Here is a 13899-nt window from a genome sequence, read left to right as displayed (position 1 = left end):
GCTCGCTCCTCAATACTGCCCGCGCGGCGGCAGACCCAGCCGCATCTGGCCGTACATGCTTGATACGGCGTGCCAGTTGACACTGATATGGTGGGCCACCGCGTTGATGTCGCGCCACGCGCGCTGCACGCCGTTGTCGAGCTGGATGCCGGTGCCGCCGACCACGTCATAGAGTTCGTTGATCGCCTCCACACAGAGCTGCACGGCGTAGGCGTGCCCGCGTCGCACCGTGATGCGCTGGGCGGCGCTGAGCCGGGTGCCGGCGGCTACCAGGTCCGTGGCCAGTTGCAGGTCGCGCTGCAAGATCAGCTGGGCGGCATCCACCGCGGCCTCGCCCCGCGCCACGGCGGACTGCACGTGGCCGAACTGGGCAATCGATTGCCCGCCGCCCGCGAAGGCACCTCGCGTGGCGCGCGCGGCCACGCTCTCGACAAACTCGTCCAGCGCCCCGCGCAAGGCCGCCACGGCGGGGTTGGCCAGCAACGGCGGGAAGCCGCTGAGGAAGGGCAGGCGATAGATCGGCGACGTGTGCAGTTCGGCGCCGGGGCCCTCCTGTTCGAGCACGTCTGCAAAGGCCACGGTGCGGTGTGCCGGTACGAACACCGGCTCGCTGATGGCGATGTCCTTGCTGCCCGTGCCGGCCAGGCCTACCGTGTGCCACGTATCGACGATCTCGTACTCGCCTTTGGGCACCAGCAGAAACAGCGGGCGCGGCGGCTTGCCTTCCTCCTGCGGCACCATCGCACCAAGCGACATCCACTGGGCGTTGTCGCAATTGCTGCCGAAGCTCCAGCGGCCTTGCAGGCGGTAGCCGCCGTCCACCGGTTCGGCCTTGCCCGTGGGCGCGATGCAGGAGGCAAGCAGCGCGTCGGGCGACGCGCCCCACACATCGTGCTGCGCCTCGCCCGGAAACATGCCGAGCACCCACGAAGCCGCCGCGCTCAGGCCATAGCACCAGCCGGTGGAGGTACAGCCCTGCCCCAGCTCGAACGCCAGGCGGCGCAGGACTTCGAGCCCCAGTTCATGTCCGCCGAACCGCTTCGGCTGCACCACGCGGTACAGGCCCGCGGCAATCAGTTGCTCCGTGATGTCGGCCGAGACGCGGCGATCGAGCTCCGTCTGGCGGGCGCGCTGCGCAATGATCGGGCGGAGCCGGGCGACGGCCTCCATCAGTTTGGCCTGCACGGCCGTGTCGGCAGGCGCTGCCGGGGCGGGTGCAGTGGGGCGATCCAGTACAGCTTGGGGTGTGGCCATCGAACGACTCTCCTAAATTGTTGCAAAAGCAACCTAACCGTGCTCGAATTAAAGCCGATGACAGTTGCTTTTGCAACCGTTTTGCGCGCACTTCCCTATCAGGAGATACCCGAATGAACGCCCCCTTCCTGCACTCCGGCTGCGGATGCCTCGATGTCCACACGCACGTCATACCAGCCGAATTCCCGCGCTACCTGGGCCGCCGCGCCAACGTGCCCTGGCCCTCGATGCGCGCCGCGCAGCCCTGCCATCGGCACGTGGTCATCTCGGAGCAGATCTATCGCACGGTGCCGCATCACTCCTGGGATACCGGCGCCCGGCTGGCCGACATGGACGCCACCGACGTCGGCCACCAGGTGCTTTCGCCAATGCCGGAACTGCTGTCCTATTGGATGGAAGGAGACGATGCCGCGGTGCTGTCGCGCTATCTGAACGAGACGCTGGCAGGCATGGTGGCGAGCGCTCCCACCCGGTTCAGTGCGCTCGGTGCGGCACCGCTGCAGGATGTGGATCGCGCCATTGCGGAACTGGCCCATGCGGTGGGCACGCTGGGACTGGCGGGGGTGGAGGTGGGCAGCAACGTGATGGGCGTGCCGATTGGCGACGCGCGCTTCTGGCCCTTCTTCGAGGCAGCGCAGGCGCTCGACGCGGCGATCTTCGTCCACCCGCTGCGGCCGGCCGGCATGGAGCGGCTGCTCGGGCCGTCCGCGCTGGAACAAGTGGTGGCATTCCCGGGCGAGATCGGGCTGGCCGCGGCATCACTGATGACGGGCGGGCTGCTTGCGCGCTTTCCGAACCTGCGGATTGCACTGAGCCATGGAGGCGGCTCGATCCAGGCGCTGGTGCCCCGGATGCAGTTTGCGTGGGAGAAACAGGGCGCACTGCGCGACGCCATCGCGCTGGCGCCCGTGGAAGCGGCCCGCGCGCTCTATTACGACGACCTGCTCTACAGCCCGCAGGCCATCCGCGCGCTCGTGGAGCTGGTTGGCGACGACCGCGTCATGATCGGGACCGACTATCCCTTCGCCATCATGGACGCCGACCCCGCCGCGCGCATTGCATCGCTCGGCCTGCCTGGGGACGTGACCGAACGGCTGCGCTGGAAGAACGCCGCAACGTGGCTGGGCCGCATCTGACTCGGCAGGCCCCGGTGCCGGCCGGCCCGCGATACAGCCGGCCGGCACCGCGCGTCTCACATCGCACGGCTCAATGGTGATGGGGGAAGAAGTCCTGCGTGATCTGCTTGTACTCCAGGAAGTCCTCCACCGATGCCAGCCCACCCAGCCGCCCCAGTCCGCTCGACTTGAAGCCGCCCTCTTCCATTTCCACGGCGAGGTTGGCCCAGCTGTTGATCGAGATGAGCCCGGCCTGCAGCCGCCGCGCCACGCGGATCGGCCGGTCGGCATCGCGGCTCCACACGCAGGCGCTCAGGCCGTAGTCGCTGTCGTTGGCCAGCGCAATGGCGTCGGCTTCGGTATCGAAGACCTGCAGCGTCTGAACCGGGCCGAACGTTTCCTCGCGTGCGATCGGCAGGCGCTGGTCGGCAATCTCCAGCAGCGTGGGCCGATAGAACGCGCCACCGGCCAGCGCCGGATCGTCGAGCGCCGGTCCGCCCCGCACCAGCACCCTGGCGCCCGCCGCGATCGACGCTTCCACCACCTTGTCCACGCGCGCCACGGCCGCCTTGTCGATCAGCGGACCCATCTGGCTCGACGTCTCCCGCGCCGGGCCCACGCGCACGGCCTGCAACCGCTGCGCCAGACCACTACGCACGGCATCGGCGATACCCCGCTGCACCAGGACGCGGCTGCCTGTCATGCAGAATTGCCCGGCGAACACCGTGCACGATTTCTCCAGCACAGGCAGTACCGCGGCCAGATCGGCATCGTCGAAGATCAGATGGGGGGTCTTGCCACCCAGTTCGAGGCCCACGCGCTTGAGGCGGTCCGCCGCCGCGCGGGCAATTGCCCGGCCGGTCGCGGTGCTGCCTGTGAAGCTGACCGCCGGCACCAGTGGCGAATCCACGAGCAGGCGGGCGCCGTCCGCGCCGGACTCGGTCACGATATTGACCACGCCGCGCGGTAGCTCCGGCACGCTGGCGATGATGCCGGCAAGCAGCGCGGCGGTCTGCGCGGCCTGATGCGGCATCTTGACCACCGCCGTGCAGCCTGCGGCCAAGGCCGGTGCCAGGGCGCGGATACACAGATAGGCCGGCGAGTTCCAGGGGATGATGAGACCGGCCACGCCCACCGCTTCCCGGATGCTCATGGCCTGCTGGCCGGGGCGGCTTTCCACCACGCGACCGAAGTTGTGCATCGCCAGCCCGGACACGAACCGCAGCGCACGCGGAATCAACGATGCCTCGAACGTCGCCTCGGGGCGGATCTTGCCGTTCTCGGCGCACAGTGTGTCCACGACCTCGTGCTGCCGGCTCGCGAATGCGTCGGCAAGGCGGCCCAGCGCCGTTGCCCGCAGGTAGGCGTCGTCCTTCCATGGACTGCCGGCGAACGCTTCCGCCGCCGCATCGATCGCCAGTTGCATCGTGGCAACCGGCGCATCGTGGTAATAGCCAATTACCTGGCCCGTCGCCGGGTCGATACTCTCCCTGCACTGTCCTTCGGCAAGCCATTCGCCACGGATCCAGTGCATTGCCTCCGCCTTCTCTCTCATGGAGTTGTCCCCTGTCGGTAGATCGTGAAAGACGACCTGGCGCGCAGCGGCGCCGTGCCCCAGGCCGATCCTACTAGTTGTTAAACCAACTAATGATTCGCCGCCAATTGAAGCACACACAGGTTGCTTTTACAACCCATGACTTTCCGCAATACCGCTGGCTTTTCTCCGGGGGGAGGGTACGAAAAAAGGGGCGGCCCGGAAGCCGCCCCTTTCTTTCTCTCAGCCCACGGCAACGCTCAGCGCGTTCGCTGGTCGGTATGTACGAGTCCGGCCACTACAGTTGCCCGGCTTCGGCCGTCTGGGGAGTCGGGACGACGGCGGCCTGCGCCAGTTCCTCGGTCACCCGGATCTCCGCGCCCACCGGCGTCATCTGCGCGGTGGCCGCGAAAGGCGCCGCCGATACCGGCGCCGGATGCGCGCGGCGGCGCAACAGGAAATAAGCCGCCAGCGCCGCATGCAGCACGAGGAACGCCCAGAACAGCCCACCCGGCCCCGAGCGGTTCATCAGGGGCGAAATCAACAGCGGACTGGCCGCCGCGCCCACCGAGTTGATCAGCAGCATGCCCTGGATGACGCGTACCAGTTCGCGCGGCTCCGCACGGTCTGCCGAATGGCTCACGGCCACCGGATAGATGGCGAAGATGCCGCCGCCGATCAGGAACATCAGCACGCTCAGCACGGGCGGATAGCTCGGCAGCACAAGCACCAGCAGCGACACCACGGCACAACCCGCGCTCAGCGCCAGCAGCACGGTCTGCCGGTCCTGCCGGTCCGACCAGCGGCCCACGGGATATTGCAGTGCCATCGCCCCGCAGATCGCACAGGCCATCATGTCGCCCACCTCGCTGACGCTCAGTCCTTCGCGCTGCAGGTAGATGGGCAGCAGTGTGTAGACCGCCGCAATGCCGATGCCGGAACCCAGGCTGCCGATCGCGCCGGCTGGCGTCACGCGGAAAAGGTCCTGCGGCATCAACGGTTCGGCATGGCCAACTTCCGGCGCGGTCCGGGGCAGGATCGCCATCGGCAATACGGCCATCGCGCCCAGCACACCGGCCGCCATGAACGGCACGCTGTCGACAGCGGTGCCAATGGCGCCGAGGCTCATCTGGGCCAGCATGATCGAACCATAGAGCGCGATCATGTAGATCGCCAGCAGCCGGCCCCGGGATTTGGTGTCGCCGGCCAGCAGCAACCAGCTTTCCACGACCAGGTAGATGCCCACCATCGCCCAGCCGTTGACGAGCCGAAGCAGCAGCCAGACCCACGGGTCGGGAATCAGCCCCTGCAGCAGGTAGGTGATGGAAACCAGCGACGCGAAGCTGCTGTACGACCGGATATGGCCGATGCGGGAAATCAGCCGATCGCTCGTGACCGCGCCGAGCGTGAGCCCGACGAAGTAGGCGGACGAGATGGCCCCGATCATCGTGGCCGAAACACCCGCCGCGTCGAGCCTGAGAGACGTCAGGGAGGACATGAAGCCACTTCCCAGACTAACAATGAACAACCCCAAAAGTGGACCCAGCGCCACCGCCCACGTATTCCGCGACACAACCTTCCTCTCAGCAATTTCGAACGCAGCGCGGAGCATACCTGAGCTTGCCCCGGGCCTTACCGGAATGACGTCGAGTGCTGGAACGAAACGGGGGCGGGCGGGCCCTCCCCCCGGACTGATCCGGCCACCTGCTTACCAGCGGTAGCGCACGCCTTCGGCGCCGAATGAATGACGTTCAGGGCATCCGAGCCCCATCCACGATCAATACTCCGAACATCGCTTCCAGCTGCGCGGCCAGACCAGATGGGTCGGCGTCAGTCAGGCCGTCCAGTTCGACGATCTGCCGCATGACTTGAAAGCCGGCAATGACCGACAGAAACATGGCGGCGCGCTGGTTCGGATCGGCGCCCGGCAGCAGGCTCGCCAGCGGTGCCGCGAAGTGTGCTTCGAATGCCTTCCGCAAGATCTTCGCGGCCGGCGGATGGTTCGCCGAGCGCAGCATGATGAGAAATCCGTCCAGCGGCGTCTGCTCGGGCGCCGTCTTCGCTACCAAGGCCGTGGCCGCCCGGCGGCAAAAGTCTGAAAGATCGGGGGCACCGCGCATCGACTCCTCGGTCAGGATGCCCGGAGCGGACAGCACCAGTTCGACAACCTCCTCGAACAACTCCTCTTTCGACCCGAAGTATCGATTGACGAGCATGGCGGTCACCCCTGCGTTCTCCGCGATCTCGCGCACCCCAACGTCATAGCCTCGCTCGGTGAACGCCTGGCGCGCCGACACGAGGATTGCCTGGCGAGTAGCGGCGCCCTTCCTGCCCAATGGCTTCATAAATCAAACACCCGTAGATTTTTCGATACCAAAAGTATACACTGGTAGAAATATTGCTCCAGGAGAAGCAACATGAATCTGCAATTGACTGGAAAGCGCGCCCTGGTGACAGGGTCCACCGCAGGGCTCGGCGAAGCCATCGCGAAGTTCCTGGCTGCGGAGGGCGCGACCGTAGTCATCAACGGCCGTAGCCACGAGCGCGCCGCAGCCGTCGTGGCAGCGATCACCGCGGAGGGTGGAAAAGCCGAAATGGCTCTGGGAGACTTGGCGACAGATGCGGGGGCTGACGCCGTGGTCGCAGAGGCGTGCAGGAGCGGCGCGATCGATATCCTCGTCAACAATGCTGGCTACTACCACCATCTCGATTGGAACACCGCTTCCACCGAGAGATGGATGGAAACCTTTGACGTCAATGTTCTATCCGCCGTGCGGATGATTCAGCGGCTGGTGCCTTCCATGCGTGAAGCCCGCTGGGGTCGCGTCATCCAGATTGGCGGGGGGCTCGCCGGCCAGCCGATTTCCATGCAGCCCGATTACAACGCCTCGCTCGCGGCGCGGCACAATCTGGCTGTCTCGTTGGCCCGGGATCTCAAGAACTCAGGCGTCACATCGAATATCGTGGCACCCGGCGCCGTCCTGGTGCCCTCCGTCAAGGAACTGCTGGAAAAAATCGCTCCGGCACATGGTTGGGGCGAATCCTGGGAGGACATCGAGCAGGGCTGCGTACGCGATATGGTGCCCAACGACGTCGGACGCCTTGGCCGGCCAGATGAAATCGCGGCGGCGGTGGCGTATCTGGCGAGCCCCTACGCGGCCTATATCAGCGGTGCCACCATTCGCGTCGATGGTGGCACCGTCCGGGCCGTGTTCTGACGGGCGCCGGCACGGCTATCGGCCTGGCCCATTCTTGAAATTCACCCTCTACGAAGCGCAGGGTATCGCACCATTCATCGAGCACAGCCCCCTCATGAGTTGGTTACACACTGCCTTTGGTGTGCGGGGAGCCAGCGCCGTCATCGGTACGCTGGAACTGGCGACAGCCGCCGCGCTGACCGTTGGCGCTTTCCACCGTGGTGTTTCCGTATTGGGTGCCGTGATGTCCTGCGCCACCTACGCTATCACTCTGACGTTCTTCTTCACGACGCCGGGTGTTGCCGAGCCGACTGCCGGCGGATTCCCGGCCATCTCCGCGCCGATCGGCCAGTTCCTGTTGAAGGATCTGGTGTTGCTGGCGGCGTCCGTCGTGCTGCTGCAATCCTCTCTCGCGCACTGGAAAGCTCGCGCGTAACGCTCACTGATGCGCAAGGGCGTTGACGTGCAGAACATTGCCGACGCCCGCCGCGTTGCGACGTGCGTCGGCGTAGCGGCGCGGCGCCTTACCTGGAGGGCGTAGCCAACGGTACGCCCTTCTTCACGACGTACGTCGCCAACTCCGATGACTTACCACTCCCCACGTTGCGAGCGGAATGCGCCACGCCAGCGGGAATGAAGAGCGCCTGGCCGGCCTTGAGCGTCACGGGCGGGCTATCGCCAAGCTGGTACTCCAGCGTCCCCTCCAGCACGTAGGCGATTTCTTCGCCCGGATGGACGTGCTTCGGCGCAAATGCGCCCGGTTCAAAGTCCACACGGACCTGCACCCCTTCGAGATGCGGCGTGCTCAACTCATGCTTGACCAGATCCGTGCGATGGATGCCAGGTACCTGCGCCTGGGCGGTCGACAACGCCATCGCGCCAGTCAGCGCGAGCGTTGCGATTGAAATGATCTTGTTCATGGTGATCTCCAGAGGATGGGATATGCGATGAGGCACGGCGCGCCAGACGACGTGGATGTCCACATTGAGGTTGCCGCGCAAGGCTTTCGAGTAGGGGCAGATCAAATGCGCACGTGCCGCCAGGGCGCGTGCAAGGGCGGCATCGCGGGAATGGCCGTTCCGACCTCCCGTCGTGCGGGTCCTGCCGGTGTAGATCACAGTGTCGATAGCTTGCGTCATGAATATCAGGGATGTCAGGAGTGTTCGCCACTTGTGGAATGCGACGGACCGTGGTGGCGACACGGTCCACGCGAGTTCGTTTCAAGGGAGGAAGGCCGCGCGGACCTCGTCCACTGTCTCGTCTGGACGTTGGAGATGGGGGTAATGGCCGGTAGCAGGCAACAGTCGAAGAGGCGCGGCGGTCCGGTGCGAGAATTCGACGCCCATCTCCTTGTTGATATAGATGTCCTGTTCGCCCCAGACCAGACGCACCGGCGTTTTCAGCTTCGGCAGTTGCGCTTCCAGGGCATGCTGGTCCCGCGTGAAGTGCGCGTAGTAGTGCGCAAACGCATCGGCGGACGAAAGGTGTCCGTTCTGCCAGCCGTGTGCCATGTCGGCCTGGTACCGGGCATCAAGCGCATAGCGTTGCCCTTCCGGTAATCCTCGCGTGAATGCGTTCTTCAGTATCTCGTCGCGAGAGGCATTGAAAGTCTTTCGAACAGTTTCGGCCGACGCTGGATCCTTTAGCGCCTGCAGGCGCTCCTGCATGTACTGCGGCCGGTCGAACGGTGCGAAATCCCCGACCACGATCATGCGGGCGATATCCGGTCGGTCGACGGCAGCCAGCAGCGCTGGCAAGGCGCCAATATCGGTCGCATAGATCACCAGGCGGCTACCGCCGATACCTGTCTTGTCGATGTAGCGTGTGAGGATCGTGGCGTAGTCGCGAGGCGCATAGGCGAAACGCTCCACAGGTGGACGCGAGGATTCGCCGAATCCGGGCCAGTCGAAAGCATGAACTTCGAACTCTCGGCCGAGCGTCGTGGCAATCTCTCTCCAGGCAAACATGGTTTCGGGAAAGCCGTGCAGGAAAAGCACGGCGCCCTTGGGCGATGACGGCCGGATCACCATGTGTCGCAACCACATCCCTGCACCGACATCCACTTTGCTGACTTCGAATGCGACCTCGGCAACGTCGTGTGACGTTGCGATGGCGCTCGACGCGTTGCCCAACAGCGCGGCCGACACACTGGCAACCGTCGCCACCATGCAGGCTGACCGACGCATAGTTGATTTCGTACCCATCTCCTTCCTCCTCGTGCCAGCAAAGCTGCGCTGAATGTTGCATATGCAGCATTAGAGCCAGGCGATGTATCTGTCCTGTGAGAGTGGGCCGATAAAAACGTATCGTTATGTGTGCAGGAGTCAGGCGGATACATGCCTGTACAAAAATCCAGCACGTCTACTATTGCTTCAAGGCATCATCGGCGCCCGTTGGAGTATCCATATCCTGGAGTCAGACATGAGAGCCCTCGCTCCCCTACTTGCTGTCATTGTTCTCGCGGCTGCGCCGATCGGTGCCATCGCGCAAACTGCTGTCGACGCGTTTCGTCCACCAGCTGTCTTGCCCTTGGCTGATGAGTCGGCGCCACGGATCGTGGGCTATCCAGCGTTGCCGGAACCTCTCGCCAGGGGTGTCGTGATCGTACAGTTCCGGACTGAGAATTTTCGTGTGATCCCGGTGTTTGGCAAGGCGGCCGCGCAGGTTTCGCCCCGCGTCGGCCATCTGCATGTGACCGTTGACGATGGCCCGGCAACGTGGGCGCACACCAGCGAGGATCCGATCATCGTGGTGGGGTTGCCGCCGGGACCGCACCGGGTGCGTCTGGAACTGGCCGACCCTACACACAAGATTCTGGCAACGGAAACGGTTTCCGTGACCGTCCCCGACACACGGTCGCCGAACGCCACCGCGGCACCGCCAGCACATCGGCACTAAGTGCGGTACGCTGGCGCTACTTCGCTGCGTCACGCATGACATGACTTCAAGAAAGCGTTCCCATTCTGGCCCCACAGGCGCCGATATCTTCCAGCACTGCGTGATGACGCGCGCCCGGCAGATCTCGCGTGTGCTGACCGCCGCCTACGATCAGGCATTGCGCCCATTCGGCATTAACGCCACGCAGTTCACGCTGCTGGTGCTCGTCCATGAACTGGGTCCGATCAGCCGTGCCGATCTCGGACGGCGCAATCACCACGATCGATCTACGCTGACACGCAACCTACAACCTTTGCTGACGGAAGGCTGGATTGCGGAGGACGTGGCGGACGCTGCGGATGGTCGCTCGCGTCCACTTTCAGTGACCTGCGCAGGGAAATCCGTGCTGAAGGACGCCGGGCCGGCTTGGGCGGAAGCACAGGCGATGGCTACAGCGGCAATCGGGGATGAAGGCGTCGCGGCCATCATGGGGATTGCGAAGAGGCTTCCGAAGCGATGTGGATAGTCCTCGTCCGGGTTGCCTACGGATTCGAAGAGCGGCGCGCGAAGCTCGAGGCGCGAAGATTTCACCTCCAGATCCCCCGCCGAATCCACGCAATGACGCGCTAGGACTTGCGGCGGGTGTCCGAGATATTGCACCGCACAACGCGCTCCAGTATCATGCGCGGTTCCCCAGAATTCGATTACTGAGCGTCCCCGGACGGCCAGACACTGGGCTCTCCGCGCCACATCCGCCATACCGCTCGCCGGTTAGCGCTGCGCCCCCCTTTGCGACGAGCCGTCGTCACGCTGTCCTCCAGGAGAACTATATTGGCAAATCAGGTTCGTGATGAATCGGAGCGGCGCATGAAAGCCACATCCACTCCCAAGGCCGGGCGCCGTCCGGCGAGCGCAAAGCCCGACGCCGAGCAAGGCACGCTGGATCGGACGGCCAAGGCGCGTCTGGACGAAGAGCGGCAGCGTCAGATGCGGGCCCTGATTGCGCTGGGCCGTGAGCGCGGGTATCTGACGCACGCTGACATCAATGACCATCTCGACGACAATTTCGCGCAAACCGCCGCGATGGAAACCATCGTCAGCACGTTTAGCGATATGGGCGTCTCGGTGTACGAGCAAGCGCCGGACGCAGAGACCCTCCTACTGAACGGCGCGACGCCGACGACCTCTGATGATGAGGCGGCCGAAGAGGTCGAAGCCGCCCTGTCGACCGTGGATTCCGAGTTCGGTCGCACGACAGATCCGGTCCGACTGTACATGCGGGAGATGGGAGCGAGCACCCTGCTGACACGCAGCGGAGAAATCGAGATCGCCAAGCGCATCGAAGCGGGCCTCATGGAGATGATCCAGGCGATTGCCGAGTGCCCGTCCGTCATCGCAGCAATACTTTCTGAAGTCGACCGCATAAGCGCCGGCGAGTTGACCGTTGACGAACTGATCGATGGCATCGCCGAAGTCACGGCCGAGGGGGACCCTCTGCCGGACGCAGTCGCGCAGGAAGACGCCGCGGACGCCGACGAGAGCGCGGAGATCGACCAGGACGCCGACGGCGATGACGAAGACGCGACCACCGAAGAAGACACTTCGGAGAAGGAAAATGCAGCACGGCTTCAGAAGCTGACTACCGACAGCCTGGAGATCTTCGCGCGCGTCCGCGCACTCTTTGATCAGATGTCCGGGGCTGCCGGTAAGGAAGCCGCCTCCTCCGCCGCTTCTTCAGTCGCTTCCGCGGCCGATGCTCAGCTGTCAGCGGCTATCCAGGCCGAACTCGCCCCCATCCGTTTCACAGCAAAGACGATTGATCGATTGTGTGCCACGGTGCACGAGCAAGTAGCCGCCGTGCGAACCATCGAGCGCAGCATCCTGGAGATTGCGGTCGAGCGTTGCGACATGCCGCGCGAACTCTTCATCGCTTCTTTCCCCGGCCGAGAAACGGACCTGACTTGGACCACCCAGTCGGCCAATACGTCGAAACAGTTCGGTCCTGCGCTTGAGCGGCACCTGCCAGCTATCCAGGCACTGCAACAAAAGCTTGTTGACATTGAGGCGCAGGTGGCGCTACCCCTGCAGCGACTCAAAGAAGTCAATCGTCGGATGACGGCCGCTGAGGCGAAAATGCGTCGCGCAAAGTCGGAAATGACCGAAGCCAATCTGCGCCTGGTCATCTCCATTGCGAAGAAATATGTCAACCGCGGCATGCAGTTCCTGGACCTGATTCAGGAAGGCAACATCGGCCTCATGAAAGCGGTGGACAAGTTCGAGTATCGCCGCGGCTGGAAGTTCTCTACCTATGCCACCTGGTGGGTCCGGCAAGCCGTGACCCGGGCCTTGGCCGATCAAGCCCGCACGATCCGTGTGCCGGTGCACATGATCGAGACCATCAACAAGATGAATCGCATTTCGCGAGAAATCCTGCAGCAGACCGGGCAGGAAGCAGAGCCGGCGGTCCTCGCCGAGCGGATGGGCATCTCCGAGCAGAAAGTCAGGGATATGCTCAAGATTGCGAAGCAACCAATTTCGCTGGAAACGCCTGTTGGCGATGATGCAGACGCAACGCTCGGTGACATGATCGAGGACGCCGGTGCGAGTTCGCCTGCAGACGCGGCGATGCAGGCGAGCCTGCGAGCGCAGATCGAGAGTGCGCTGAATGAACTTTCCCCGCGCGAGGCCAAAGTGCTGCGTATGCGATTTGGCATTGACACCGCTTCCGAACAGACATTGGAGGAAGTCGGGCAACAGTTTGACGTCACGCGGGAGCGCATCCGCCAGATCGAAGCGAAGGCAATGCGCAAGCTCCGCAATCCTGTGCGTGCCGACAAGCTGAAGCTGTTCCTCGAGCGCTGAACTGGCGGGCGCGCACCCCTCCCCGGCCAACGGAAAGGAGCGAAGCCGCTGCTTCGTTCCTTTCAATCTTGCACTGACTGGCCTCTATCCGCGCCAAGCTTTGCCGAGACCCAGGTCATGGATGCTCCCAAGCGAGCTTGCCGTTCTTCTGCAACACGCCTACGCAGACAAGGCCTCACAGGTGACCATGCCCAATGCTTCAGCCATGCGCACCAATCCGGCGAAAGACCGTGCCCCCATCTTGCGCGTGGCTTCCGCGCGGTAAATCTTGACTGTCGCGCCGCTGATGCCGAGAAGCGCTGCAACCTCATTGTTCGTCAGCCCCTTCGCCAGATGGAGCATCGTTTCTTTCTCACGCCCGGTGAGGCTCTCGTACCGCGTGCGCAGGTCATGTCCCCGGCTCAAAGCAGTTCTGCGCTCAACGTCTCGCTGGATCGCCTCATTGACCGCATCGATCAGGTCTTGTGCTCGATACGGTTTGACAAGGAAGGTGACGGCGCCGCGTTTCATCACTGATGCCGTCATGGCGATATCACCGTAGCCAGAGAGAAAAACCACGGGAATCTCTACGCCTGCATCCCGCAGCCGGGTCTGAACGTCCAGCCCACTGTGCTCGCGGATACGAACATCGAGAATGATGCAGCACGGATGCTCGGGCATGGTTTCCGCAAAAAGCGGCCCGGGCTCAGAGAATCCTTTTGCGTCGTAGCCAAGAGAGCGAAGGAGCAAGCATACGGAAGAGCGCACCGATCCATCGTCATCCACCACGAGCACCGAAGACGTCGGTGGCTTCTGCGATCCTGCATAGCCTGCTTGCATGCTGGCTCCCCGTTTGACTCCGGCCCACATAGCTCACGGCCGGAACGACTATCAAATGGGTGCCTGACTGATGTCACGACGCTGCATCCGGCAAACATCGCAACAATCACGCAAACCGACCTTCGGCGCCCCCCCTGTCTCCAAGGTTGATAGTACGCAACAAGGTGCAACGGAAAAACTGTCCGTCCAGTCGGCAGGCATATACAAAAGTATCTGGACCTTCCGCGACGTGTCCGTGCGA

At 63.9% G+C, this 13899-nt stretch carries 12 protein-coding genes and 1 pseudogene; 6 read left to right on the top strand and 7 right to left on the bottom strand.

Annotated features, from left to right (window positions below; translation table 11 throughout):
- Window positions 1-9: 9 nt before the first annotated feature.
- Entirely contained in the window at window positions 10-1254 is a 1245-nt protein-coding gene (locus EV147_RS17370; RefSeq protein WP_130392456.1) for an acyl-CoA dehydrogenase family protein, read from the bottom strand.
- Window positions 1255-1367: 113 nt separating this feature from the next.
- Here EV147_RS17370 and EV147_RS17365 point away from each other — a divergent pair, with 113 nt between their 5' ends.
- Window positions 1368-2390, top strand: coding sequence for an amidohydrolase family protein (locus tag EV147_RS17365; RefSeq protein ID WP_130392455.1), 1023 nt, complete (start codon window positions 1368-1370; stop codon window positions 2388-2390).
- Window positions 2391-2460: 70 nt separating this feature from the next.
- Here the strand turns inward: EV147_RS17365 and EV147_RS17360 are convergent, their stop codons facing one another.
- The 3 genes from EV147_RS17360 to EV147_RS17350 all read right to left on the bottom strand — a co-directional run bounded on the left by EV147_RS17360 (window position 2461) and on the right by EV147_RS17350 (window position 6248).
- Window positions 2461-3924 (bottom strand): aldehyde dehydrogenase family protein, encoded by a 1464-nt coding sequence (locus EV147_RS17360; protein WP_130392454.1) that lies wholly within the window; start codon window positions 3922-3924, stop codon window positions 2461-2463.
- Between the two features lie 277 nt (window positions 3925-4201).
- Entirely contained in the window at window positions 4202-5515 is a 1314-nt protein-coding gene (locus EV147_RS17355; RefSeq protein ID WP_130392453.1) for an MFS transporter, read from the bottom strand.
- A gap of 139 nt (window positions 5516-5654) precedes the next feature.
- Window positions 5655-6248, bottom strand: coding sequence for a TetR/AcrR family transcriptional regulator (locus EV147_RS17350; RefSeq protein ID WP_130392452.1), 594 nt, complete (start codon window positions 6246-6248; stop codon window positions 5655-5657).
- 72 nt (window positions 6249-6320) lie between these two features.
- On the opposite strand from EV147_RS17350, the gene EV147_RS17345 reads away from it, so the two are divergent.
- Both EV147_RS17345 and EV147_RS17340 read left to right on the top strand, forming a co-directional pair.
- Window positions 6321-7121 (top strand): SDR family NAD(P)-dependent oxidoreductase, encoded by an 801-nt coding sequence (locus EV147_RS17345; protein ID WP_130392451.1) that lies wholly within the window; start codon window positions 6321-6323, stop codon window positions 7119-7121.
- 34 nt (window positions 7122-7155) lie between these two features.
- A pseudogene (locus EV147_RS17340) lies at window positions 7156-7536 on the top strand (YkgB family protein); the annotation flags it as partial.
- Between the two features lie 88 nt (window positions 7537-7624).
- Here the strand turns inward: EV147_RS17340 and EV147_RS26280 are convergent.
- Both EV147_RS26280 and EV147_RS17330 read right to left on the bottom strand, forming a co-directional pair.
- A complete protein-coding gene (locus EV147_RS26280; RefSeq protein ID WP_235844791.1) occupies window positions 7625-8239 on the bottom strand; it encodes a cupin domain-containing protein in 615 nt (204 codons plus the stop codon).
- 81 nt (window positions 8240-8320) lie between these two features.
- Entirely contained in the window at window positions 8321-9304 is a 984-nt protein-coding gene (locus EV147_RS17330) for an alpha/beta fold hydrolase (protein ID WP_235844790.1), read from the bottom strand.
- 217 nt (window positions 9305-9521) lie between these two features.
- Here EV147_RS17330 and EV147_RS17325 point away from each other — a divergent pair, with 217 nt between their 5' ends.
- From EV147_RS17325 to rpoD, 3 genes are all read left to right on the top strand, one after another.
- Window positions 9522-9998 carry a DUF6130 family protein gene (locus tag EV147_RS17325; protein ID WP_130392449.1) on the top strand — a complete coding sequence of 159 codons (477 nt, stop codon included), beginning with the start codon at window positions 9522-9524 and terminating at the stop codon, window positions 9996-9998.
- Window positions 9999-10038: 40 nt separating this feature from the next.
- A complete protein-coding gene (locus EV147_RS17320; protein WP_130392448.1) occupies window positions 10039-10503 on the top strand; it encodes a MarR family winged helix-turn-helix transcriptional regulator in 465 nt (154 codons plus the stop codon).
- A 305-nt stretch (window positions 10504-10808) separates the two neighbouring features.
- Window positions 10809-12839: an RNA polymerase sigma factor RpoD gene (gene rpoD / locus EV147_RS17315; protein WP_407923251.1), complete on the top strand. Its 2031-nt coding sequence runs from the start codon at window positions 10809-10811 to the stop codon at window positions 12837-12839.
- Window positions 12840-12998: 159 nt separating this feature from the next.
- Here rpoD and EV147_RS17310 read toward each other — a convergent pair whose 3' ends face one another.
- Entirely contained in the window at window positions 12999-13658 is a 660-nt protein-coding gene (locus EV147_RS17310) for a response regulator transcription factor (protein WP_130392446.1), read from the bottom strand.
- Window positions 13659-13899 lie beyond the last annotated feature (241 nt).

Origin of the sequence: Cupriavidus agavae, from assembly GCF_004217045.1 — a bacterium.
In the GTDB taxonomy this organism is placed as follows: domain Bacteria; phylum Pseudomonadota; class Gammaproteobacteria; order Burkholderiales; family Burkholderiaceae; genus Cupriavidus; species Cupriavidus agavae.
The sequence above is the reverse complement of the archived record's forward strand: the minus strand, read 5'-3'. Positions and strand labels throughout refer to the sequence as shown.

What these genes read in the sequence shown, in the direction of transcription:
- EV147_RS17345 (WP_130392451.1), top strand. Translation starts at nt 6,321, where the DNA reads ATGAATCTGCAATTGACTGGAAAGCGCGCCCTGGTGACAGGGTCCACC.
- EV147_RS17330 (WP_235844790.1), bottom strand. Translation starts at nt 9,304, where the DNA reads ATGGGTACGAAATCAACTATGCGTCGGTCAGCCTGCATGGTGGCGACG.
- EV147_RS17370 (WP_130392456.1), bottom strand. Translation starts at nt 1,254, where the DNA reads ATGGCCACACCCCAAGCTGTACTGGATCGCCCCACTGCACCCGCCCCG.
- EV147_RS26280 (WP_235844791.1), bottom strand. Translation starts at nt 8,239, where the DNA reads ATGACGCAAGCTATCGACACTGTGATCTACACCGGCAGGACCCGCACG.
- EV147_RS17310 (WP_130392446.1), bottom strand. Translation starts at nt 13,658, where the DNA reads ATGCAAGCAGGCTATGCAGGATCGCAGAAGCCACCGACGTCTTCGGTG.
- EV147_RS17325 (WP_130392449.1), top strand. Translation starts at nt 9,522, where the DNA reads ATGAGAGCCCTCGCTCCCCTACTTGCTGTCATTGTTCTCGCGGCTGCG.
- EV147_RS17350 (WP_130392452.1), bottom strand. Translation starts at nt 6,248, where the DNA reads ATGAAGCCATTGGGCAGGAAGGGCGCCGCTACTCGCCAGGCAATCCTC.
- EV147_RS17360 (WP_130392454.1), bottom strand. Translation starts at nt 3,924, where the DNA reads ATGAGAGAGAAGGCGGAGGCAATGCACTGGATCCGTGGCGAATGGCTT.
- EV147_RS17365 (WP_130392455.1), top strand. Translation starts at nt 1,368, where the DNA reads ATGAACGCCCCCTTCCTGCACTCCGGCTGCGGATGCCTCGATGTCCAC.
- EV147_RS17320 (WP_130392448.1), top strand. Translation starts at nt 10,039, where the DNA reads ATGACTTCAAGAAAGCGTTCCCATTCTGGCCCCACAGGCGCCGATATC.
- EV147_RS17355 (WP_130392453.1), bottom strand. Translation starts at nt 5,515, where the DNA reads ATGCTCCGCGCTGCGTTCGAAATTGCTGAGAGGAAGGTTGTGTCGCGG.